Genomic DNA, 20,287 nt, shown 5'->3' on the forward strand with positions numbered 1-20,287 from the left:
GATCAGGCCCTCCCCAGCTTGCGCCGCATGACCAGCTCCAGCCAGCGCATGAACGGCGTCACGATGAAGCGCGCGAAGATGTAGTAGATGATCAGCGCCGTCCCGAAGGTCTGCGCCGACAGGAAGGTCGAGCCGTTGATCTGCTTGGCCTCGAACATCAGGTCCGACACGGAGATCAGCGCGACCAGCGCGGTGTTCTTCAGCAATTCGATCAGCAGGTTGCCCCACGGCGGCAGCATGTTGACGAAAGCCTGCGGCAGGATGATGCGCCACATCCGCTTGATCGGGCTCAGCGACAGCGCATAGGCCGCCTCCCATTGCCCCTTCGGCACGGATTGGATGCCGCCGCGCACCAGCTCGGCGCCGTAAGCCCCGAGGTTCATCCCCACCGCGACGAAACCCGCGGTGAATTTCGGCAGCGTCAGCCCGAACAGCGGCAGCACGAAGAAGATCCAGTACAGCTGGACCAGCAGCGAGGTGCCGCGGAAAATCTCGATATAGACGACGGCGATGCCCCGGATCAGCCCGTTGCGCGAGAGCTTCATCAGCCCGGCAACAAGCGCGATGGCGATCGCCAGGGCGGAGGCCAGGAAAAACTGCCCCGCCGTTACGAGCGTCCCGTCCCAGAAACGTGGCCCGTATTCTTTGAAAAATTCTATGTAACTCATTCCCGTCCCGCCCCGGCGGTGAATGTCAAAATGGACGGGCCATGCGCTGGCCCGTCCATGTCTTCAGCAGCTGCGCTTAGCGCATCTTGCAGACTTCTGCGGCGGTCTTGTCGCCCGGCAGGTTGCCTTTCGAGTAGCCGTACTCGCCGACCGCTTTCATCATCGCGTCCGAACCGAGATACTTCTTCTGTGCTTCGTTGAACTTGTCGACGAAGTCCTGATCCGCCTTGCGGAAGCCGATACCGACCCAGTTCTGGGTCCATTCCGGCAGCTGGCTCACATCCGACACTTCAACCGTACCGTCCGATTGCTTGGCGAGGTTCTGCGCGGTGAAATAGGTCACGCCACCTGCATCCGCGCGGCCCGCTTTCACGGCGGCGAGGATTTCGGTCGGACCCGGCACGGTCATCACGTCGCTATCCGGGATGCCGCCCTTGGCCGCGGATTCCACCTGGTTATAGCCCGCCCCCGTCACGAAGGTCGCGCCAGCCTTGGCGACCTGCTCGTAGTTGTTCAGGTTCTTCGGGTTGCCCTTGGGCACGATGAACGCATCGCCCACCTTCGCCATCGGCTCCGAGAACGCGACGTTCTGGCAGCGCGAGTTGAGGATGTAGAGACCGCCCGTGACCATGTCGAAGCGGTTCGCGTTGAGGCCCGGGATCAGCCCGCCCCAATCGGTCACGACGGGGGTGATGTTGTCATAGCCCATCTCGTGGAGCACACCCAGAACATAGGCGTTCACGAAGCCCAGCGGCTTGTTGTCTTCGCCCGGATAGGCCCACGGAACTTCGTTCGCAAAGCCGATGCGGATCGGCTCGCCCGAGTTGATACGGTCCATCAGGGGTCCGGCCAGTGCGGCGGTCGCGCTCATCGCGAGGCCCATACCGGCAGCGGCGACAGATTTCCAAATCGATTTCATGCGTCTCTCCTGTTGGCTCTTGTTAACGGAAAGCCGAAAGCCTCCCGCGCTTGATGTATACAACACCTATGAGATTCCGGAGAGTGTCAAGCAGATCACATTGATTATACAGGGTTGCCAGACAGATATCGTGGGGTTGCGAAGTTCCCTGCGCAGATGTTGTGCACCAATATTGCCCAATATCGCAGCGTTGAACACGGAACGCGCATATCTCGCGCGCCCGTGCGGACGCAGTGCAAGCCCTGTGCGGGCAACGACCTCCACATTTGGCCGATTGCTCCGCCTCCTCAGGCGCAATATGTGAAATCGAAATGCCTTTTGGGCCGTCGCCACGAAGCAGATTGACCTGCGCGCCGCCGCCGCCGATCATGGCCTTCGCGCGAAGAGACGACAAAACCCGATGAACGAGATACCCTTGATCCCTCGGCAACCCAAACCGGAACGGCTGCGTGGCCGCGACCGCTTGGACCTCATCCATGCCGAAATTCGTAGCCGTATCTGCCTGCTCGACTACCCGCCCGGCATGCGCCTGTCGGAGACCGCGCTGGCTTCCGAATTCGGCATCTCGCGGACACCGCTGCGCCGGGTGCTGGCGCGGCTCGAGGATGACGGGATGCTGCGCTCGATGCACGGGGTCGGCACGTTCGTCACCGATGTCGATTACACCGAACTGGCTCAGGTCTTCCGGCTGCGGCGCGAACTCACGGTGCTGCAGACCACGCTCGACCCGGTGCCGCCAAGCGCCGCGCTGATCGCGTCTTTCCTCAAGCTTCAGGAACGCGGCCGCGCCCTTGTCGATGCGCCCACCGCCCGCGCTTTCGCCGAGCTGGACCGCGATACCTTCCTCGGCCTGCTGGACCTGACCGCGAATGCGCCGCTGAGGGAAATGTCGGAGGCGCTGTATTTCCGCACGGCGCGGATCTGGCTGCAGCAGGTCACCGCCTCGCAGATCGACCTGATGCAGGAGATCGAGATCTACAATGACGAGCTGCGCGACATCCTGCGCGCCTTGCGACTCGGCGATCTCGATGCGCTCGGCCATATGCGGCGCGGCCATATCTCGATGGGCTTCGCGCGGATGCCCGTCCTGATCAAAGCGCCCTAGCGGACGAAGGAAGCCGCAGCCCCCGCGACCGGGTTTGCGCCGCACGCGGCTCTCGAGCGCACACGGTTTGTTCAAGGAACTGCGGCGCGGCGGGTCCGTTCGATCACTGAGAGGGATGTGATTGTCTCCGGGGGCGACGCTGGGGATACCGACGAAGGACATGCATTCCATGACCGATCTCCCCCACTCTTCCTCCGACCGATCCGCGAAGACCACGCCCGATCCGGACAGCCCACCGCTGCGCTTTCTCGAAGGGCGGCGGGGCTATCTTCCGATTGGCGATTACGCGGTGATCGGGGACACGCGCACGGCGGCGCTGGTGGCCCGCGACGGCGCGATCGACTGGCTCTGCGGACCCGATTTCGACGGCGATCCGCTGTTCGGACGGCTGCTCGACCAGTTTCGCGGCGGGACCTTCTACGTCGGGCCAGTGCCGGATGCCGACCGCCCGACCACCCCCGAACGGGCCTATGAGAATTACGGTCCGATCCTGACCACGACCCACCCGACCGAGGCCGGGCAGCTCAAGGTCACCGATTTCATGAACCTCCCGGACTCGCTCGAAGAAGCGGCGAGTTTCGGACGCTCCGTCGTGCGGCTGATCAAAGCGCAGGACGGCGCAGCGGAGGTCGAAATCTGCATCGCCCCGCGCTGCAACTACGCGCTGAACACCCCGGATTTCATCCGGCGTGGTCCAGGCAGCTGGCAATTCACGCAAGACGGCGACATCGTCTTGATCGACAGCTCCATCGAGCTGGAGATCGAAGGCTCGGGGCGGCTGAACGGGCGCGGCACGCTCGCCGCCGGAGAGGAAGGCTACGTCACCCTCACCATCACCCAAGGCGGCCACGGCCATGTCGGCGGTATGGACGCGGCCCGCGCGGCGCTCACCGCGACCCGCGAGGCATGGCGCAAGCGACAGTCGCAGACGGATTTCGGCGATGGGCCTTTCTCCGGGCCACTCAAACGCTCGCTGATGGCGCTGCAGCTGCTGATCCACGCCCCCACCGGCGCCGTGATCGCCGCGCCCACGATGGGCCTGCCGGAGGTGATCGGCGGCATCCGCAATTACGACTATCGCTATTGCTGGCTGCGCGACGCCTATTTCGTGCTGCATGCCTTTCTCGATCAGGGCCTGACCGGAGAGGCTGACGCGTTCTTCCGCTGGATGATGGCGGCCACCCGCGACACCGCTCCGGAACTGGGCACGCTCTACACGGTGCAGGGCGACAGCGACGTCTCGCTGCACAAGCTGAAAACCGTCGAGGGCTATCGCCGCTCGTCCCCGGTGCAATTGGGCAACGGCGCTGCGACGCAACTGCAACTGGACGCTTACGGCTCGATGATCATGGCCGCGCGCGCCTATGTCGATGCGGGCGGCAAATTGCATCCCGGCGAGGGCATCCGGCTTGCGAATTTCGCCGATGTCGTGGTCTCGCAATGGACCCGGCCCGATAACGGGATCTGGGAAATGCCCGACCCGCGCCGCCATCACACCTATTCCAAGGCGATGTGCTGGGGCGCGCTGAACGCGGTGATCGCGCTGGTTGAACGCGGCGTGATCGACGCCGACACAAAGCTCTGGAAAGCCGAACGCGCCGCGATCGAGGCGCTGATCCGGGACGCAGCGTGGAACGAGGAGTTCGGCGCCTTCACCGGCGCGATTGGCGAAGACTGGCTCGATGCGAGCGTCCTGCTGATGCCGCGCATCGGGGTGATCGCAGCGGACGATCCGAAGATGACCGCGACCTACACGGCGATCCGCGAGCGGCTTGGCACGGGCGTCCATCTGCGGCGCTACGACGTGCAGGAGGATGGGCTTCCCGGCATCGAGGGGCATTTCAACGCCTGCGGTTTCTGGGCGGCGGATTACCTCGTGCGGGCCGGACGGCTCGACGAGGCAAGGGCGCAGATCGAGGGGATGCTGAAAGCCACGACCGATCTCGGCCTGATGTCCGAGGAACACGACCCGGAGACCGGCGCGCAGTTGGGCAACTTCCCGCAAGGGCTGTCCCATGCCGGGATGATCGCGGCGATCAGCGCCTATCAGGGCGCGTTGAAGGGTTGATCGCCTTGAGAAAAAGCCGCACGACCCGCATGTGAAAAAAGGCAGCCCCGATCCCCGGAGCCGCCTTTTTCATGCGTTTCGCGTGATCCCGCCGTTACGCCGCGAGCGTCTCCGTGGAGGAGAAGAACATCGCCTGGCTCACCGCCGATTGCACTTGGCTCTCGGTGTAGGGCTTGGTGATCAGGAAGGCGGGCTCAGGCCGCTCGCCGGTCAGCAGACGCTCCGGGAAGGCCGTGATGAAGACCACGGGAAGCTCGTTGCCGAACTGGCCGAGAATGTCGTTCACCGCGTCGATGCCCGAGGAATTGTCCGCCAGCTGAATGTCGGCAAGGATTAGGTCGGGCTTGTCTGCCGAGGCAAGCTCCACCGCTTCGGTGCGGGTGCGGGCGATGCCGGTGATCTGGTGGCCCATATCCTCGACGATGGCACGAATATCCATCGCGATGATCGCCTCGTCCTCGATGATCATCACTTTACCCGCGATGGAGGTTTCCATCTCGCGGATCGCGATGTCGATCAGTTCCTTCGCCTCGTCGGTGTCGACCTGCATGATCGTGCCGATCTCCTCGATGCGGAAACCCTCGATCGAGTGCAGCAGAAGCGCCTCGCGCGTGTTCGGCGTCAGCGTCGACATGTGATCCTGCGCGCGTGCCGAGAGCCGGTTGTCCGGCTCGCCCAGCGGCGCACCGGCCGACGCCCAGACCAGATGGAAGGCGTGGAACAATGCGAGCTTCGGATCGTTGTTCTCGAAAGGCGAAGTGTCTTCGAGGATAGCCTCGAGCGTAGCCGCGGCGTATCTGTCGCCGCTGTCCTGGCTGCCGGTAAGGGCTCGGGCGTAACGCCGCAGATACGGCAGGTTGGCTCCGATGGTGCCGGCGATGTCTTCGGACATGAAAACCCCCTTTTGCGTTTTTTCGGGAACCAAACTCTCTGGCCCCGCGTTCGGTTCCATGCAAAGTGAGTGGGATCGAAACCGGATGTATAGTGATATGGCAGACGAAAAGCCTAAGTCCAGTATCAGGGACCAGATCAATCAGAACCTGAAGAGGGTTTATGAGGAGGCGCTTCAAGAAGAAGTGCCGGATCGGTTCAAGGATTTGCTGGCGCAACTCAAGGCGAAGGAGGGCGAAAAATGACTTCGTCCTCCAAAGCCAACTCGTCTACCGAAGCGCGCGATCCGCGTGAGGAACTGCCCGATCATCTCGGGGCCCTGCGCGCCTTCGCCCTGTCGCTGACCCGGAATTCGGCCTCCGCCGACGACCTCGTGCAGGACACGATCGTCAAGGCGTGGTCGAATATCGAGAAATTCGAGCGCGGCACCAATCTGCGCGCATGGCTCTTCACGATCCTGCGCAACACCTTCTATTCGGACCGCCGCAAGCGCAAACGCGAGGTCGCCGACCCGGAAGGGATTCACGCCGCCTCGCTTTACGAAAAGCCTGCGCATGACGGACGTCTCGCGATGAACGATTTCGTCGAGGCCTTCGATCAGCTCAGCCCCGAACACCGCGAGGTTCTGACCCTCGTCGGCGCCTCGGGCTTCTCCTACGAGGAAGCCGCAGGCATGATGGGCGTCGCGGTCGGCACGGTGAAAAGTCGCGCCAACCGAGCCCGCGCCCGGCTTGCGGAAATGCTCGGGCTGGCGGAAGGTGAGGACATCCTGTCCGGTGAGGATCGAAATTCACTCGCCGTGATGGGCAAATCCGGAGTTGCCGCCGCATGAATTCGGAGGCCGCGGAAGCGGCAGACGACGAGCACTACAGCGATCACGCCCCGTTTCGAGCTAGGAAACGGGGCGTCATTCCGTTTTTCGACGGGCTCGGTGTGCGTCTGGCCTTCATGCTGGCTGTCGCGCTCTTCCCCCTTCTGATCATCGCCGTGCTGCAATCGACCTCGGTCGTGCGCGAAGCGCAGGCGCGCTCCGAGGCCGCCCTGATGGGCGAGACGATGCGCGCCGTGGCGGGAGAGACACGTGTGATCCAGCACGCACAGGACGCAGCCCGCGTCCTTGCCAGCACGGTGCAGCCGCTCGTGGGCAATGCCGAGGCCTGCTCGGACTGGATGCGGCAGATCTCGGGCGCTTTCCCCGAATTCTCGCTCGTGTCCTTCATCCCCGACAGCGGCAAGATGACCTGCTCGAACTCGGGGAAGAGTTACGATTTCAAAGGTCAGGACATCTTCGAGAAGATGATGACCGCGGATCGCACCAGCTTCTACGTCAATCGCGACGCGCCGGTGTCGGGCACCTCGGTGCTGGGCGTGGCCCATCCCGTCTACAACGCGGCGGGCGATCATATCGGGATCATCGCAATCTCGATGAGCCACTCTTCGCTTTCGCTGGCGAAAGACGGGCCGAAGCTCGCAGATGACCGGCCTCTGGTGATCATGACCTTCGACCGCGAAGGCACGATCCTGACCTCTTCGGACGGATTGGCGAACACGCAGTCGCACCTGCCCGTGGATCGCTCGCTGAAACTGCTGGCGGGGAATGGCGCGGTGACCTTCTCGGGGGATTCCAATCGCGGCATAGAGCGGGTCTATTCCGTCGTCGAACTCGTCCCCGACCAACTCTACGCACTCGGCAGCTGGCCCGCACAGGCGGCCTCGGCGCTGAGCCCCTTCGCCGATATCTCGCCGGTGCTGTTCCCCGCGCTGATGTGGATGGCGAGCCTGCTGGTCGCCTATTTCGCGATGCAGAAACTGGTGATCGGCCATGTCCGCAAACTGTCGAGCGCGATCACCAGCTTCGCCACCGGCAGCCGGATCGTGGGCAATCTCAACCTGTCGACCGCCCCCTCGGAAATCCGCGATCTCGCCGAAGCCTATGACCGGATGACCGAGACCATCCTGCATGACGAGGCCGAACTGGAAGACATGGTGCACCACAAGGAAGTGCTGCTCCGCGAAGTCCACCACCGGGTGAAGAACAACCTCCAGCTCATCGCCTCGATCATCAACATGCAGATGCGGCAGGCGCGCACGCCCGAAGCCAAGGGCCTGATGAAATCGCTGCAGGAGCGGGTCATCTCGCTCGCGACGATCCACCGCGGCCTCTACCAGACCTCCGGCCTCACCGATATCCGCGCGCAGGAACTGCTGCCCGATATCGTGCGCCAGATCACCCGCCTCGCGACCGGGCCGGGCCGCCACATCGCGGTCGATTGCCAAATCGACGACATTCACCTGACGCCCGATCAGGCGGTGCCGCTTTCGCTTCTGCTGACCGAAGCGATGACCAACGCGATGAAATACGCCTCCGCCCGCGACGACAAACCGAAGCTCGACATCTCGCTGCGCAAGCTCGAAGGGATGCAGGCGCGGCTATGCGTGCGCAACACCGTCGATAAGGACGCCCCGCCTCTAGAGGCCGTAGACGGCACCGGGCTGGGCTCGCAACTGGTGAACGCCTTCGTGCAGCAGCTCTCCGGCACGATCGAGATCGAGACCAGTGATGAGGAGTATATGCTCAATGCCGACTTCACATTGCGCCCCCTCGTCGAGAGCGAATTGCGTCACGAAGAGCGCTTGAAATCTCAGAAGCCCGAAACAGTTTCTGAAGAGAGCCATTGAATGAGATACCTGCTGCCGCGGCGACGTCTGGTCACCCTCGCGGCCGTTCAGAAAAACGAGCCGCATGGAACGTCTTAAACAAGCCGGAGTTCACGCCGAGAGCCGCGTCAAACTGCTTTTGACAGCAGCCGAGGCTTACCCTGTGCTCGAAGACGCCTTCCTCGACGCGCGACACTCGATCCACGGCTCCTTCCGCGTCTTCGACCTCAATACGAAGCTGAAATCAAATCGCGGGCGCGCGATCGGCGCGACCTGGTTCGACCTGATCATCCAACTGCTCAAACGCGGCGTGGCGATGCAGATCGACCTGACCGACTTCGACCCATGCGCCAAGCCAGAGCTACACCGCATGACGTGGTCCTCGATCCGCATGTTCTGCGCCGCGCGCGAACTGGCCGGGCCGAACGCCAATCTGCGGCTGCGCGCGCTGATGCATCCGGCGCAATCGGGCATCCTGCCGCGCACGCTCTTCTGGCCCTATGTCTATTACAAGCTCGGCAACCATGCCGACTGGCTCAACGAGATGGACGAGGCCAAGCGGCTGACGGCGATGCGCGACATGCCGGGGCTGCGGGAATATCTCAAGGCCGGATCGGACAGCAAAATCTTCCGCAAGTTCCGCGCGGCCCCGCCGAAGCTGTTCCCCGCGACGCATCACCAGAAGCTCGCCGTGTTCGACGACAAGAAGCTCTATATCGGCGGGCTGGATCTCGACAATCGCCGCTTCGACACGCCCGTCCACGAGCGCAACGGCGAGAAGACCTGGCACGATGTGCAGCTGATGATGACCGGTCCTGTCGTCGCCGAGGCGAAGGCCCATCTGGAGACGTTCCACGAAAGCTGCGCCGGCGACAAACTCGCAAAGCCGCCGCGCCGCCTGCTCCGCACGCTTTCGCAGCGGCGCAAATTCGCGACCTTCCGGATCGGGCCGAAGACTTACCGCACCGAGATCGAGAACGCGCATGAGATGCTGATCGCGCGCGCGCAGAAGCTGATCTATCTCGAAAGCCAGTTCTTCCGCTCGCGCAATCTCGCAAATCATCTGGCCCGGGCCGCGCGCGAGAACCCCAATCTCAACCTGATCCTGATGTTGCCCGCCGCGCCCGAGACGCTGATGATGGGCGACCGCCCGACCAGCGACGTGCGCTATGGCGAGTATCTTCAGATCCGCGCGCTGGACACGATCCGGGAAGCCTTCGGCAGCCGCCTGTTCATCGGCTGCCCGGCGGAGCCGCGCATCGCCGATCCCGATGACGACGGGGCGATGCGCACCGGTGGCGCGCCGCTGATCTACGTCCATGCGAAAGTCTCGATCTTCGACGAGGATGCGGCGCTGATCACCTCGGCCAACCTCAACGGGCGGTCGCTGCACTGGGACAGCGAGGCGGGCGTCTATCTGCGCCGCAATGACGGCATCCCGGCCATGCGCCGCCGCCTGATGCGCCATTGGCTGCCGCCCGCGCCGGAAGAGGCGTTCTTCGATCCGACGCGCGCGGTCTCGGCCTGGGCGGAGCTTGCCCGCGCGAATGCCACCAAAGCCCCCGAGGACCGGGACGGCTTCGTGCTCCCCTACGACATGACAGCCGCGCGCAGCATTGCGCGCAAGCTGCCCTTCATTCCCGAAGAGATGGTCTGATCCGCGGCCAAGGGCCGCGCCGGATCAGTTCGTTTTTCCGTTGGTTTCGAGCTTCTGCTCCGCCTCGGATTTCGGGTCCGGCAGGCTGTCGGTCAGCACCAGCGCCCAGAGCAGCAGCGGAATCGCCACGATCCCGCCAAGCGGCCCCCAGAGCCAGATCCCGAAGGTCAGCGACAGGAAGACCAAAAGCGGGTTGAGCCGCATCTGCCGCCCGATCGCGGCCGGGGTCACGAATTGCGCCTCGGTCGCGTTGAGCATCACGTAGATCAGGGGCGGCAGGATCACCCGGATCCCGTCGAAGGTCGCCACGCCTGCGAAAACCAGCGCGATGATCAGCGCCGCAGGACCGAGATACAGGATGTAATTGATCAGGAAGGCCACCAGCCCCCAGAGCGCCGCATTCGGCAACCCGATCAGCTGCATCGCGACGCCCACCGCCAGCCCGAGCCCGCCATTCACCACCGTGATCGTGAGGAAATAGCGCGACACCCGGGTCTCCGCCTTGCGCAGCCGCGCAGCCGTCGCGCCGCGGTTCGACGGTTCGGCAAGGTGCTTCGCGATCCAGTTGTAGATCTCGGTGCGCGAGAGCTGGAAGAAGAACAGCGCCCCGATATAGATCAGCCCCTGCGCGATAATAGCCGGGGCGAGCATGACGAGATCCTTGGCATCCGGCACGGCGCTCTTGTCGCCATTGCCTCCGCTATCCTTCGCAGCGTCCGCCGCCGGGGTGATCGCGTCGCTCACCTCCTTCGAGGCGTCCTGAATACCTTGGAACATGTGGCGCATATGAATGATGGTGGAGCGCATGTCGTCCATCACCTTCGGCGCCTGACGCATCAGCTCCGCAACCACCGGCTGGATCACCAGCACCAGCAGCACGGCGATCATCAGAGAGATGACGAGCGAGGTAAGTGCCCCCCAGACAGGCGACAGACCTCTTTTCTCCCATGCATCGGAAATCGGTGAAAGCACGATCCCCACGACGAGCGCGAGCACGACGGGGGCGAGCAAGCTTTCCACCTGGCTAAGCGCAGCCACGACAGCGATTACAGCGATCACAATCAAGGCGATGCGCGACAGGGTCTCCAGGCGATGCATTTCGAGAATGACTTCCCTCTTGGGTTTCGCGATCTAACGCCCTTGGACGAGACCCAGTTCCCTTGTTTTTGCGCAGGCGTGCACCGGAACATCGCTCTCGGCGAAACGTTGATGACAGACGCCTGAACCCGCGTCTGCATCTTGAAAGGAGTGACGCCATGAATTGGGATCAAATCAAAGGCAATTGGAAAGAACTCAAGGGCAAGGCCCGCGAGACCTGGGGTGAACTGACCGAGGACGAACTCGCAGAGGCCGAGGGCCATCGCGAACAGATGGTCGGCCTGATCCAGAAGAAATACGGCAAGACCAAAGAGGAAGCCGAGCGCGAAGTGGATACGTGGTCGAGCTCGATCTGATCGGTGATTTAGGCCCTATTCCAGCGTAAAACAGCAAAACCGGCGCCGCAGAAATCGCGGTGCCGGTTTTCTTTTGCGGCTTTTCTTTTGCAGCTGGGGATCACGCATCGCGCAAGGTGCCGCCCAAGCAAAAAGGCCGGGCGCAATGCCCGGCCTTCTCAGAACTGCTCCACCGATCAGTGGGTGGTTTTCGAGGTCGACGCAGATGCCGAGCTGGTCGAGGAGGACGCCGAATGGTTCGCCTTCACCTTCTCGGCCGCCTCATGGGTCTTCGCCTCAGCCTTGGACGCGACCTCTTCGGCCTTGGCCTTCGCGGCCTCCTTGGCCTCTTCGGCCCCGGCGCGCACTTCGGCCTCGCCTTTCTGCAGCGACTCGCCGACATCACGCAGCGCGCGGTTGGCTTCCTGGGCAAGCTGGCGCGAGAGACGATCGATCAGTTGCTCGCCGGCCGCCATCGCCTGATCGCCGAAATCACGTGCGGCGCTGCGGGCCTCTTCACCGGCCGAGCTCATCACCGACCGCGCGGTGCGCTTCAGCTCATCCGTGAAATGATCGGCGGCCTTGCCCGCACGGCGCTTCTCGTCGCGGTAAAGACGCTCGGCCTCGTCGAACAGACGGTTCGCCCGCGGACCGAAGCTGCGACGGCTGACATTGACGTCCGGCTTGGGCACCGCGTTGAAGATCGCGGCGCCGATCGCAAAGCCGATAGCGGCAGCGATCAGCGGGTGGTCCTTGACCATCTGCTTGCCGGTCAACCCGGCCTGGGTTGCACCGTCCTGCAGGCGAATCCGGGCGGAATAGGCTCTTTCGCGGGCCCGGATCACACGGTCGCGCGCATCCTCATTGAGGTCGCTCAGACCCGAGGACAGCGTATCGCGCAGGTCGCTCGCGAATTTCTGCATCACCTCGGAGCGCTCCTTGACGAAGTCGCGCGCCTTGTCGGTCGAGCTGCGCTGCTCGGCTTCGAGATCTTCGAGACGCACCGACGCATCGTGGCGCAGCGTGTCGATCTCGTCGATCCAGCCATCCGCGCCCGCTTCGCTCGGCATCACGAGCGGATCGGCATCGGCCACCAGGTTTTCTTCCTCGACCGTGGCCGAGTTGCGCTGGCGCAGCAGCAACCACGCGATCCCGGCCCCCGCGAGGGCGAAAGCCACCGGGTTCTTGCGCACGGCCTGTTCGGCACTGCGCGCAGCCGGCGCGGCGTAGTCGCGCACGACTTGCGACACTTGTTCGGAGACATAGTCCGGGGCGATGCGCCCGGTCAAATCGCCGAGCGTCGATGCGAGATCGGCACGGTCCTGGCGCAGACGGTTCTCGATTTCCTCAATGGTTCTCTTCTCGGTCATTTGAAACTCTCCTTCAGCGCCTGCGCGTCAGCAGACAGGTTTTCCTTGAGACGGGTGGGCGGGCTCGACACTTTGCGCAGCTTCGCCGCGGCGATGAGCGCCGAGATGATGCCGAGGATCAGAAGCACCGCGCCGACGATCAGCGTGGCGGGCCCCCGATCGAGACCGGCCCATTCCAACCCGTAGATGGCGGATTGCGTCAGGGGGAAGATCGCACCAAGAGCGAAGACCAGAGCGATCGCACCGAGGATGACGGCATTGCGTGCGAGGCCGGCCCGGTGGGCAGCTTCGGCACGGACCAATTCCGCTTCGGTTCGTGCGATCTCGCGCGTTTGCTCGATCACGCGATTGAGCAAATCGCTCACCGTTCCGCGGCCTTCGTGGCCGTCAGGGTCCTCGGTATCGTGGTGACTCATCGACCTCTCCCAAACATGTCGCGACCTCTTGCCGCGTTTCTGTGGTTTCAACGCCGGTTGGGGAGTGCGGTTCCGTCAGGGTCTCCGCACATCCCGCGCCGGATTTCGTCATTTCGCCGCGCGCGGCCCAGCCACCAGCCAGATCAGGAAGCCGATCAGCGGCAGGAAGAAGACCAGAAGCGCCCAGAGCACTTTCTTTCCGGTGCTGGAATTCGACCCGATGATCGAAACCAGCGCCCAGATATCGAGTGCGAGCAATACGATACCCCAGAAGCCGCCAAGGCCAGTCATATTCATTTCCATGTCCCCATCTCCCTTTTTCGTGAGGTTGTGAATCGCCGCCCAAACGCCGGAAAGCGCGCGATGTTCCTCGAAAATGCTGACTCAGAGTAATGGAACTTTCGCCAAAATGGCACGTTTGGATGCCATGAAAGCGCAGCACTCAGCGCTAATGTACGCAACATCCGAAGGAGAATACCCATGCTTGGTTGGGCACTGACTTTTCTCGTTATTGCGCTGATTGCCGCGGCGCTCGGTTTTGGCGGCATCGCAGGCGCATCTGCCGGGATCGCACAGATCCTCTTCGTGGTCTTCCTGATCCTGTTCGTGGTGGCCATGGTCGCCCGTGCGGTAAAAGGCAAACCGCCGGTGTAAACGCGAAGAGGCTAGGACTATTTCAGGCCGCTCCTGTCCGGGGCGGCCTTTTTCATGCGCTGGGAGCCGTCCCCGCGCGCGCCTGCGCCAGCATCGCATCGAGATTGCCTGCGACGACCCGGGAAATCTGTCCGGCCTCCGCCGCGCCGATCTCCGACCAGCCCATCTTGCGGCGCACGACCTCCGCACCGAGCCGAAAATAGAGCACCTGCCCGATCATCGCAAAGACCTGCAGCGCGCCCTCCGGATCGTCCTGCGACGTCCCGCTCGCCTGCGCCCAAAGCGCCAGCAACCGCCCATGCGCGACCGCAATCAGCCGGTCATAGAGAATATCGAGCGTTTCGCCGCCTTCGGTCACTTCGCGCATCACGAAGCCGATCATCGAGGCCGCATCCGGCCGGGTGAGGATGCGCTCGATCATCGCCTCCATCAGCGCCTTGAGCTCCGCCTCCGCCTCCTCGGGCGACAGCGCCTCCGGGGGCCCGAGCGGGCGCATCACCTCTTCCATACGGTGCACGAATTCCAGCGCGCAGGCGCGGCGCAGCCCTTCCTTGCCTTGGAAATGGTAGGAAATCGCGGCGACATTCGCGCCCGCCGCCTCGGCCAGTTCCCGTGTCGAGGTGGCCGCGAACCCTTTCGTCCCGAACAGGCGCATCCCGGCTTCGATCAGGGCGCGCGCGGTGCCGTCGCGGGCTTGCGGCTGTGTCTGGGTCATCGGCGCATCACGTCTGGAGAGGAAATCTGCCGCCAACATGCGCGGCGGAGCCCGAAAAAAGCAAGCCGCATAGGCGACCCATGCGGCTTGGCTTTACGTGTCTCTTAGGAAGTTTTGTCCCGATCAGAACGGGAAGCTCACCCGGCGGGTCAGCATCAGCGAGACCGAGCTTTGCTCGCGCGAGCCTTGCTGCACGATCGGGCTGTCCGCCGCATCGCCCTGCAGGCGATCGTAGTTCAGCTTGCCCTCGACCGCCCAGTCATTGCCGAGCTGATAGGTCGCCGACAGTTCCAGACCGGTCGAGACGAGGCCGCCGTCGGGCGAATAGGCCGCCAGACCGCTTGCCGTGGATTCCGACGGGCTGATGCCGAAATAGGTGCGGTTATAGAGGCTCGAGCCATAGAAGACGCGCGGCCCGATGCTCAGCTTGAAATTGTCGGTCTTGATCGGTTTCCAATCGGCGCCGATTTCGGCGACGACGGCATTATGCCCGACCACGCCGTAGCGCATATCGGCAAAAGCGCCCCATTGCGGCGCCTGATAGCCAAGCCCGAGACCCAGTTCGAGCGAGGTGGTGACATCGTCGAGACCCGCGATCTCCGAATAATCGCTGGAATTGCGCCCCCGGACGAGGCGGAAGGAGCCATGCACGTTCGGCCCCAGCTTCTCGTAATTCGGATCGTCCGAGCCGAAGCGCATCCCCTGCAGCGTGAAGCTGTTGAGCTTCACCTTCGCGGTGGGATTGGTGTCGTAATGATCCGCGCCGAAATAGGACGGCGCATAGCGTGCGCCCCCACCGATGGTGAACGTCACGCCACTTTCTGCCTGCGCGCTCGCCGCGGTGCAGACAGCAGCGACCGCGATGGCGGCGCTTGCGGAAAGGTGGCGGATGACTTTTGCCATGATGGCGCTCCCGAAAACATGTACCGATTTGCGCAAACACTGCCAATTTACCGCGAAAAACGCAATCGGCTGGCGCAGTTTGCTGCGGATTAGCGGCGCTTATACCACGGCTGGGCGATTTCCTCGATCCCGGTGGGCCGATCCTGCTCCACCTCGCGCCAGACCGTGCCATCGACCGGAGCCACCGTCGCATCGCGTCCTTGGGTGAAACTCTGGTCGCGCACGATCATCCGATAGGCCGCGTTGAGCGCATCGGCACGCTCCGGCGAGGGCAGGATCAGCGGGCCGATATCCTCGGCCAGAGCGGCCTCTTTCCCGGGCGGAAGCGTGCCCGCCTCCAGCCACTCCTCAATGAGCTCGGCATTGGCGCGGAACTCGTCCCCGGCCCCGTTGGTGCGCAGGTAATGGGCGTAATCCCCATTCCCATCGGCGCGGACCCGGTCGGGCGTGCCCGCCAGCCCCTTCTGCGTCCAGTGATACCAGCCGCCGCGATAGGAATCCTTGCCCAGCTTGCGCGCGAAGGCAAAGGTGGAATCGTCATTGACGCCCAGCGTGCCGTGACAGCCGACGCAGAACACGGTCTCCTCGAAGCTCTGCGGGCGCAGATCGCCCGTCGCATCCTCGATGAAGCCCTGCAGCCGCCAGCCGAACGTGTTGGGCACGCCGGTCTCGGAACTGCCGAAGAACTGCTTGGTGCGGTCGGGAAAGGCGCTGTCTTCCTTCAGCTCGGCCAGCGCGGTCTCTTCCAGATCGGCATAGCTCTCCCAATCCGTCTTGACCATGTAGCGCAGCTCTTTCAGCCGCGCGGCCATCTCAACGCCCGCGGGCGTCGGGTCGATATAGCGCACCGAATGCACGAATTCCGTGCCCTTGGGATAAAGCCCGGCGGCAAGCCGAGCGCCTTCGACGCCCGCGCGCCCCGCCCAATGCATCGTGATCCCGTCGAGCGGCGCGAAGGCGAATTTCACCACCTCCGCCTGCCCCATCACCCCGTCGCGGTCCAGATCGACGCCCATCGCGACCTCATCGGTCGGCTCGATCGCGACATCCGCGCGGGTGATCAGCGCCTGCACGATCGCGAGGTTGGTCTTGTAGATGGTGACATCCTCGACCCCCTCGGCCGTCTGACGGAACGCCTCCGGCAGACGGATCATCACGTCGTCGGTCGAGCCATTGGTCGGCCAGAACGTGCCGGGCAGCGGCTGATAGGCGAAAGCGCGCCAGCCAGTGAGACTTCCATCGGGGGCGCGGTCGAACCCCTCTTCGTCGAAGGCGAATTGCACATCGGGGATATAGCCGTCCCATTCGCCATTGCCGTTCACGTCCCAAGCCGCAGGCGGATCGGCCAGCTTCGCGGCTAGGGCGATCCCGCCCTCGGCATCGTGGTAATTGTCCTGCCGCACATAGGCGCGGATCTCGGCACTGTCGGTCGCGGCCACCTCGGCGCGGCGATCCACGAAGAGGTTGCGCCACGGGTTCTCGAGCGCCGGGCCGGGAAACGCATATTCGGTCTGCAGATCGGCATCGCGCACATAGTTCGGATGGCGCGGATAGGTGTGACAGGTCTGGCAGGGGTTATGCACCTCGCCCGCCGTGTCTTCCGTCTTGGTATAGCATTGCGGAGGAATATAGGCCGTCGGATTGTCCAGCACCGTGGTCTTCAGATCGACCGCCCCCGCCATCGTCGTCGTGCTCAGCAGCGCCAAAATCGAAATCCGCAGCATCCGTCAGTCCTCAGCCTTGAAAGAAAAGGCGAGGCCCGGGTCTCCGCCGGGCCTCGCCAGAAATGTCTCGCGAGCGCCCGTTACTGGGTCTTCGCGGTGGCATCCATCTGCGGGAACGGGCCGACGTAACCCACATAGGCACGCGCCTGCGCCGGGTCGGTCAGCTTGTCTTCGTCGCTCTCGCCATAGGGGTGCTGGATGACCGCCATCAGGTAGCCGTGGCCGTTGACGTTCGGGTACCAGTAGGTCGAGGTGGTTTCCGAACCGTAGGGCGTCGACAGGATGCGGGTCAGCTCCTTGGTGTCGGTGTTCATCGCCCAGATCGCGTCGTTCTGGTGGCCCGAACCGGTGTCTTCACCGATGATCAGCGTGTTGTAGCCCGGGATGTAGGTGATGTTGTCCGGGTTCGCGATGCCGTTGATATCGCAGCTGTTCAGCTCGGCCGTGTCGCCGCACATGTCATGCGCCGGGTCGCAGCTTGCGTCCTGCGCCTTGACCTTGTGCTCTTCGGTGAGCGGCTTGCCCGAGATCAGACCCATCATCTTCGTCGCGGTGAACTTGTCGTCCAGCGAGAGCGAATAGACCGTGCCGCACTTGTTCTTCGGCAGTTTGATCGCGTTCATCCCGCCCAGATCCTGCTTGGCACCGTCTTCCATGCCCTTCTCGACAGCCGACATCGACAGGTACATCTGATGCTTGTCGGCGTCGTAGGTGATGCCTTCCATCTTGCGGAACTCGGTCGTGGCGCCCTTCATCGAGGCATAGCGACGGGTTTCCAGACGCGAGGCGATCGCATCCATGCCGTCCTTGACCTTCAGACACTCGGGGTTGCCTTCGGCGTTCGAGGCCGAGAAGCCGTCGGCGCAGGAACCGTCCTCGCCCATCTCGGCGGTCTCGAAGAGATCCGAGAACTGGGTGCCGGCTTCGATCGCCTTCTGGATCGTCGCATCGTCGGCATGGCCCAGATCGACCCATTCCAGATCGGCCGCGCCGCCATTTTCTGCCGAGGTCTGGTTCCACTTGGCCGCGTAAAGCGTCCCGGCGCTCAGGTCGCCTGCGGTGTCGGCTTCAAAGCGGAACAGGCCGACATTGGTGCCGTCATCCGAGATATAGGCGGTTTTCTGGTCGGGCATGACATAGGCCAGCTCGACAGCCACGCGGCCCATCGCGAAATGCTTGTCAGCCTTGGCCGAGCCGTCTTCCGAGACGGTGATCTCGGTCGGGTAGCCGTAGCGATAGGGCTTGTAGGCATCGCGGAACTGCTCGAGGCTCATGCCTTCGGGGTTCACGCCCGCATAGCGCACCATCGGGAAATCGTAATCGTCGATCTCGTCGAGCGAGGTCGCCGCTTCGATCGCGCGCGCATCGGCCGGATATTCTTCCGAGCCCAGATGCGTCTCCCACGGCGTCACCGAACCCGCGCAGGGCACCCAGAGACCGTGATATTCGGAGAAGTCGATCGGCTTGGTCGAGACCAGCTTCAGGTTGCCGTCCGCATCCTGGCTGACTTCGCTGAGATACATCGCACCGGGGCGCGATTCAAAATGCGTCACCGAATAGAGCTTGTCGCCCTGACGGAGGAGCGAGGTGAAATCGGCGGAGTCCGAGATATGCTCGGAGCCGTCGGCCGACTTGACCGGGTTGCCGTCCTTGTCGGTCAGCAGGGCGAAGGTGTTGTCACCGATCTTGTCGCCCGAGCGCGCCATCACGTGATAGCCGATCTTGTAATCCTTGCCGTCGATGGTGACGGTGTCGGAAGCGATAGCCTGACGTTTGGCGGCGTCGTCCTTGGCGAAAGGAACGGGCGAAAAAGAGATGTCACCGGCATGCGCCGCAAGCGGCAGCACAGCGATAGCGGTGGCTTGGAGGAGGGTCGTACGAAGCGACATGGCTAATCCCTTGGCTAGTTGCGTTCACGACGCTCCTAACGGCGAAGTGATTCCCTTTTGTGACAATCTGGCGCTTTCGTGATCTTGGCCTCGACCACGGGCGAAAGCCGCGCGTCGCTCGGCCCGCACTGACCTGCGCCTCGGGCAAAAATAGACCCTATTCCAGCATATTTTCGTGTTTTCGGCCCTGTCTGGCACTGGAACGATCCGGCGCGCGCGACGCCAAGCGCCTGAGACGCAACAGCTTTCAGCAAAGCGCGGGCCCCGCGTTGCGATCACGCGGGGCTTGAGCAATGGTGAATGAAACGAGGAGTAGCGCGTGAGAGAAACGGCGAAATTCGCGGTCAGCCTGTTCGGCCGGCTGTTCCAATCGAATATCACCCTCGTGTCGGCGGGGGTCGCCTTTTATTCCATGCTCGCGATCTTCCCCGGCATCTCAGCGACCATCGCGCTCTGGAGCGCGTTTGCCGATCCGACCGTGATCCGCACCTATCTCAACGTGGCCGATGATTTCATTCCGCCCGAAGCCTATGCGCTGATCAACGACCAGATTCAGAACTGGCTGATCGGACCGCGCGCGACCATCGGGCTAGGCGTCGTGATCTCCGCCGCCGTGACCCTGTTCTCGGCCCGCGCGGGCGTCGCGGCGCTGGTGCTCAGCCTCAACGTGATCCACGGCACCCGGCCCCGCGCGACGATCTGGAGCTTCATCATGGGCTACCTGATGACCATCGCGCTGGTCGGCGTGATGCTGGCCGCGATGGCGACGGTGGTCGTCGTGCCCGTCGTCATCAACTTCCTGCCCTTCCACGAATACTCGAAGATCCTGCTCTCGGGTCTGCCCTGGGGCGCGATGCTTTTGCTGATGCTGACCGCGCTCGGCATTCTCTATCGCTACGGGCCCAATACCGAAGGCAAGCGCGATCCGATCCTGACGCTCGGCGCGGTGCTGGCGACGGCGCTCTGGGGGCTCAGCTCGATCGGGCTGACCTACTACCTGTCGAATTTCGGCAATTACAACAAGATCTACGGCTCGATCGGGGCGGTGATCGCGCTTCTCGTCTGGCTCTATCTCAGCGCCTTTTCGGTGCTGATGGGAGCCGCGCTGAACGCCGAACTCACCGCCTTCCGAAAGCGCCGCGCGCAGGAGAATTTGCGCAACGCGATAGACGGGGACGAAGAGGCCGAGGGCGAGAAAGCCTCCTCGTCATAAGTTT

The 20,287-nt window shown here is 63.3% G+C and carries 20 protein-coding genes; 9 read left to right on the top strand and 11 right to left on the bottom strand.

Features of this window, described 5'->3' with window-relative positions:
- Positions 1-2 precede the first annotated feature (2 nt).
- Positions 3-668: an ectoine/hydroxyectoine ABC transporter permease subunit EhuC gene (ehuC, locus tag AC2TZ7_RS02445; RefSeq protein WP_489865772.1), complete on the bottom strand. Its 666-nt coding sequence runs from the start codon at positions 666-668 to the stop codon at positions 3-5.
- A 76-nt stretch (positions 669-744) separates the two neighbouring features.
- On the bottom strand, positions 745-1,587 hold the full coding sequence (gene ehuB, locus AC2TZ7_RS02450; RefSeq protein ID WP_098412309.1) for an ectoine/hydroxyectoine ABC transporter substrate-binding protein EhuB: 843 nt from the start codon (positions 1,585-1,587) through the stop codon (positions 745-747).
- Between the two features lie 415 nt (positions 1,588-2,002).
- Here ehuB and AC2TZ7_RS02455 point away from each other — a divergent pair, with 415 nt between their 5' ends.
- Both AC2TZ7_RS02455 and AC2TZ7_RS02460 read left to right on the top strand, forming a co-directional pair.
- Positions 2,003-2,692 carry a GntR family transcriptional regulator gene (locus AC2TZ7_RS02455; protein WP_489865773.1) on the top strand — a complete coding sequence of 230 codons (690 nt, stop codon included), beginning with the start codon at positions 2,003-2,005 and terminating at the stop codon, positions 2,690-2,692.
- A gap of 169 nt (positions 2,693-2,861) precedes the next feature.
- Positions 2,862-4,760, top strand: a complete 1,899-nt coding sequence (locus tag AC2TZ7_RS02460; protein WP_489865774.1) for a glycoside hydrolase family 15 protein — start codon at positions 2,862-2,864, stop codon at positions 4,758-4,760.
- 94 nt (positions 4,761-4,854) lie between these two features.
- On the opposite strand, the gene AC2TZ7_RS02465 is transcribed toward AC2TZ7_RS02460, so the two are convergent.
- Entirely contained in the window at positions 4,855-5,652 is a 798-nt protein-coding gene (locus AC2TZ7_RS02465) for a response regulator (protein ID WP_489865775.1), read from the bottom strand.
- Between the two features lie 97 nt (positions 5,653-5,749).
- Between AC2TZ7_RS02465 and AC2TZ7_RS02470 the strand changes: the two genes are divergently transcribed.
- The 4 genes from AC2TZ7_RS02470 to AC2TZ7_RS02485 all read left to right on the top strand — a co-directional run bounded on the left by AC2TZ7_RS02470 (position 5,750) and on the right by AC2TZ7_RS02485 (position 9,966).
- On the top strand, positions 5,750-5,896 hold the full coding sequence (locus AC2TZ7_RS02470; RefSeq protein ID WP_098412618.1) for a NepR family anti-sigma factor: 147 nt from the start codon (positions 5,750-5,752) through the stop codon (positions 5,894-5,896).
- Positions 5,893-6,483: an RNA polymerase sigma factor gene (locus AC2TZ7_RS02475; RefSeq protein ID WP_098412313.1), complete on the top strand. Its 591-nt coding sequence runs from the start codon at positions 5,893-5,895 to the stop codon at positions 6,481-6,483. The genes AC2TZ7_RS02470 and AC2TZ7_RS02475 overlap by 4 nt, the downstream gene beginning before the upstream one ends.
- Positions 6,480-8,330 carry a histidine kinase dimerization/phosphoacceptor domain -containing protein gene (locus tag AC2TZ7_RS02480; RefSeq protein WP_489865776.1) on the top strand — a complete coding sequence of 617 codons (1,851 nt, stop codon included), beginning with the start codon at positions 6,480-6,482 and terminating at the stop codon, positions 8,328-8,330. The genes AC2TZ7_RS02475 and AC2TZ7_RS02480 overlap by 4 nt, the downstream gene beginning before the upstream one ends.
- A gap of 64 nt (positions 8,331-8,394) precedes the next feature.
- Complete coding sequence (locus AC2TZ7_RS02485; RefSeq protein ID WP_489865777.1) at positions 8,395-9,966, top strand: phospholipase D family protein; 1,572 nt, start codon at positions 8,395-8,397, stop codon at positions 9,964-9,966.
- Between the two features lie 24 nt (positions 9,967-9,990).
- On the opposite strand, the gene AC2TZ7_RS02490 is transcribed toward AC2TZ7_RS02485, so the two are convergent.
- Positions 9,991-11,064 carry an AI-2E family transporter gene (locus tag AC2TZ7_RS02490; RefSeq protein ID WP_489865778.1) on the bottom strand — a complete coding sequence of 358 codons (1,074 nt, stop codon included), beginning with the start codon at positions 11,062-11,064 and terminating at the stop codon, positions 9,991-9,993.
- A 158-nt stretch (positions 11,065-11,222) separates the two neighbouring features.
- On the opposite strand from AC2TZ7_RS02490, the gene AC2TZ7_RS02495 reads away from it, so the two are divergent.
- Positions 11,223-11,420: a CsbD family protein gene (locus AC2TZ7_RS02495; protein WP_489865779.1), complete on the top strand. Its 198-nt coding sequence runs from the start codon at positions 11,223-11,225 to the stop codon at positions 11,418-11,420.
- A 176-nt stretch (positions 11,421-11,596) separates the two neighbouring features.
- On the opposite strand, the gene AC2TZ7_RS02500 is transcribed toward AC2TZ7_RS02495, so the two are convergent.
- The 3 genes from AC2TZ7_RS02500 to AC2TZ7_RS02510 form a co-directional block, all read right to left on the bottom strand.
- A complete protein-coding gene (locus tag AC2TZ7_RS02500) occupies positions 11,597-12,769 on the bottom strand; it encodes a hypothetical protein (RefSeq protein WP_489865780.1) in 1,173 nt (390 codons plus the stop codon).
- The gene (locus AC2TZ7_RS02505; RefSeq protein ID WP_098412319.1) at positions 12,766-13,185 is read right to left on the bottom strand and encodes a phage holin family protein; all 420 of its coding nucleotides are present in this window, start codon (positions 13,183-13,185) and stop codon (positions 12,766-12,768) included. Before AC2TZ7_RS02505 ends, AC2TZ7_RS02500 begins: the two co-directional genes overlap by 4 nt.
- A gap of 108 nt (positions 13,186-13,293) precedes the next feature.
- Positions 13,294-13,488, bottom strand: a complete 195-nt coding sequence (locus tag AC2TZ7_RS02510; RefSeq protein WP_098412320.1) for a PLD nuclease N-terminal domain-containing protein — start codon at positions 13,486-13,488, stop codon at positions 13,294-13,296.
- A gap of 177 nt (positions 13,489-13,665) precedes the next feature.
- Between AC2TZ7_RS02510 and AC2TZ7_RS02515 the strand changes: the two genes are divergently transcribed.
- Entirely contained in the window at positions 13,666-13,839 is a 174-nt protein-coding gene (locus AC2TZ7_RS02515) for a DUF1328 domain-containing protein (protein ID WP_075776656.1), read from the top strand.
- A 52-nt stretch (positions 13,840-13,891) separates the two neighbouring features.
- Here the strand turns inward: AC2TZ7_RS02515 and AC2TZ7_RS02520 are convergent, their stop codons facing one another.
- From AC2TZ7_RS02520 to AC2TZ7_RS02535, 4 genes are all read right to left on the bottom strand, one after another.
- On the bottom strand, positions 13,892-14,554 hold the full coding sequence (locus AC2TZ7_RS02520; RefSeq protein ID WP_489865781.1) for a CerR family C-terminal domain-containing protein: 663 nt from the start codon (positions 14,552-14,554) through the stop codon (positions 13,892-13,894).
- A gap of 123 nt (positions 14,555-14,677) precedes the next feature.
- The gene (locus AC2TZ7_RS02525; protein ID WP_098412322.1) at positions 14,678-15,457 is read right to left on the bottom strand and encodes a MipA/OmpV family protein; all 780 of its coding nucleotides are present in this window, start codon (positions 15,455-15,457) and stop codon (positions 14,678-14,680) included.
- A gap of 89 nt (positions 15,458-15,546) precedes the next feature.
- Positions 15,547-17,181, bottom strand: coding sequence for a hypothetical protein (locus AC2TZ7_RS02530; protein ID WP_489865782.1), 1,635 nt, complete (start codon positions 17,179-17,181; stop codon positions 15,547-15,549).
- 80 nt (positions 17,182-17,261) lie between these two features.
- Positions 17,262-19,070, bottom strand: coding sequence for a PhoX family protein (locus AC2TZ7_RS02535; RefSeq protein ID WP_274961580.1), 1,809 nt, complete (start codon positions 19,068-19,070; stop codon positions 17,262-17,264).
- 319 nt (positions 19,071-19,389) lie between these two features.
- Here AC2TZ7_RS02535 and AC2TZ7_RS02540 point away from each other — a divergent pair, with 319 nt between their 5' ends.
- A complete protein-coding gene (locus AC2TZ7_RS02540) occupies positions 19,390-20,283 on the top strand; it encodes a YihY/virulence factor BrkB family protein (RefSeq protein ID WP_489865783.1) in 894 nt (297 codons plus the stop codon).
- Positions 20,284-20,287: the final 4 nt, after the last annotated feature.

This window comes from Thioclava sp. ISO4 (assembly GCF_058105145.1).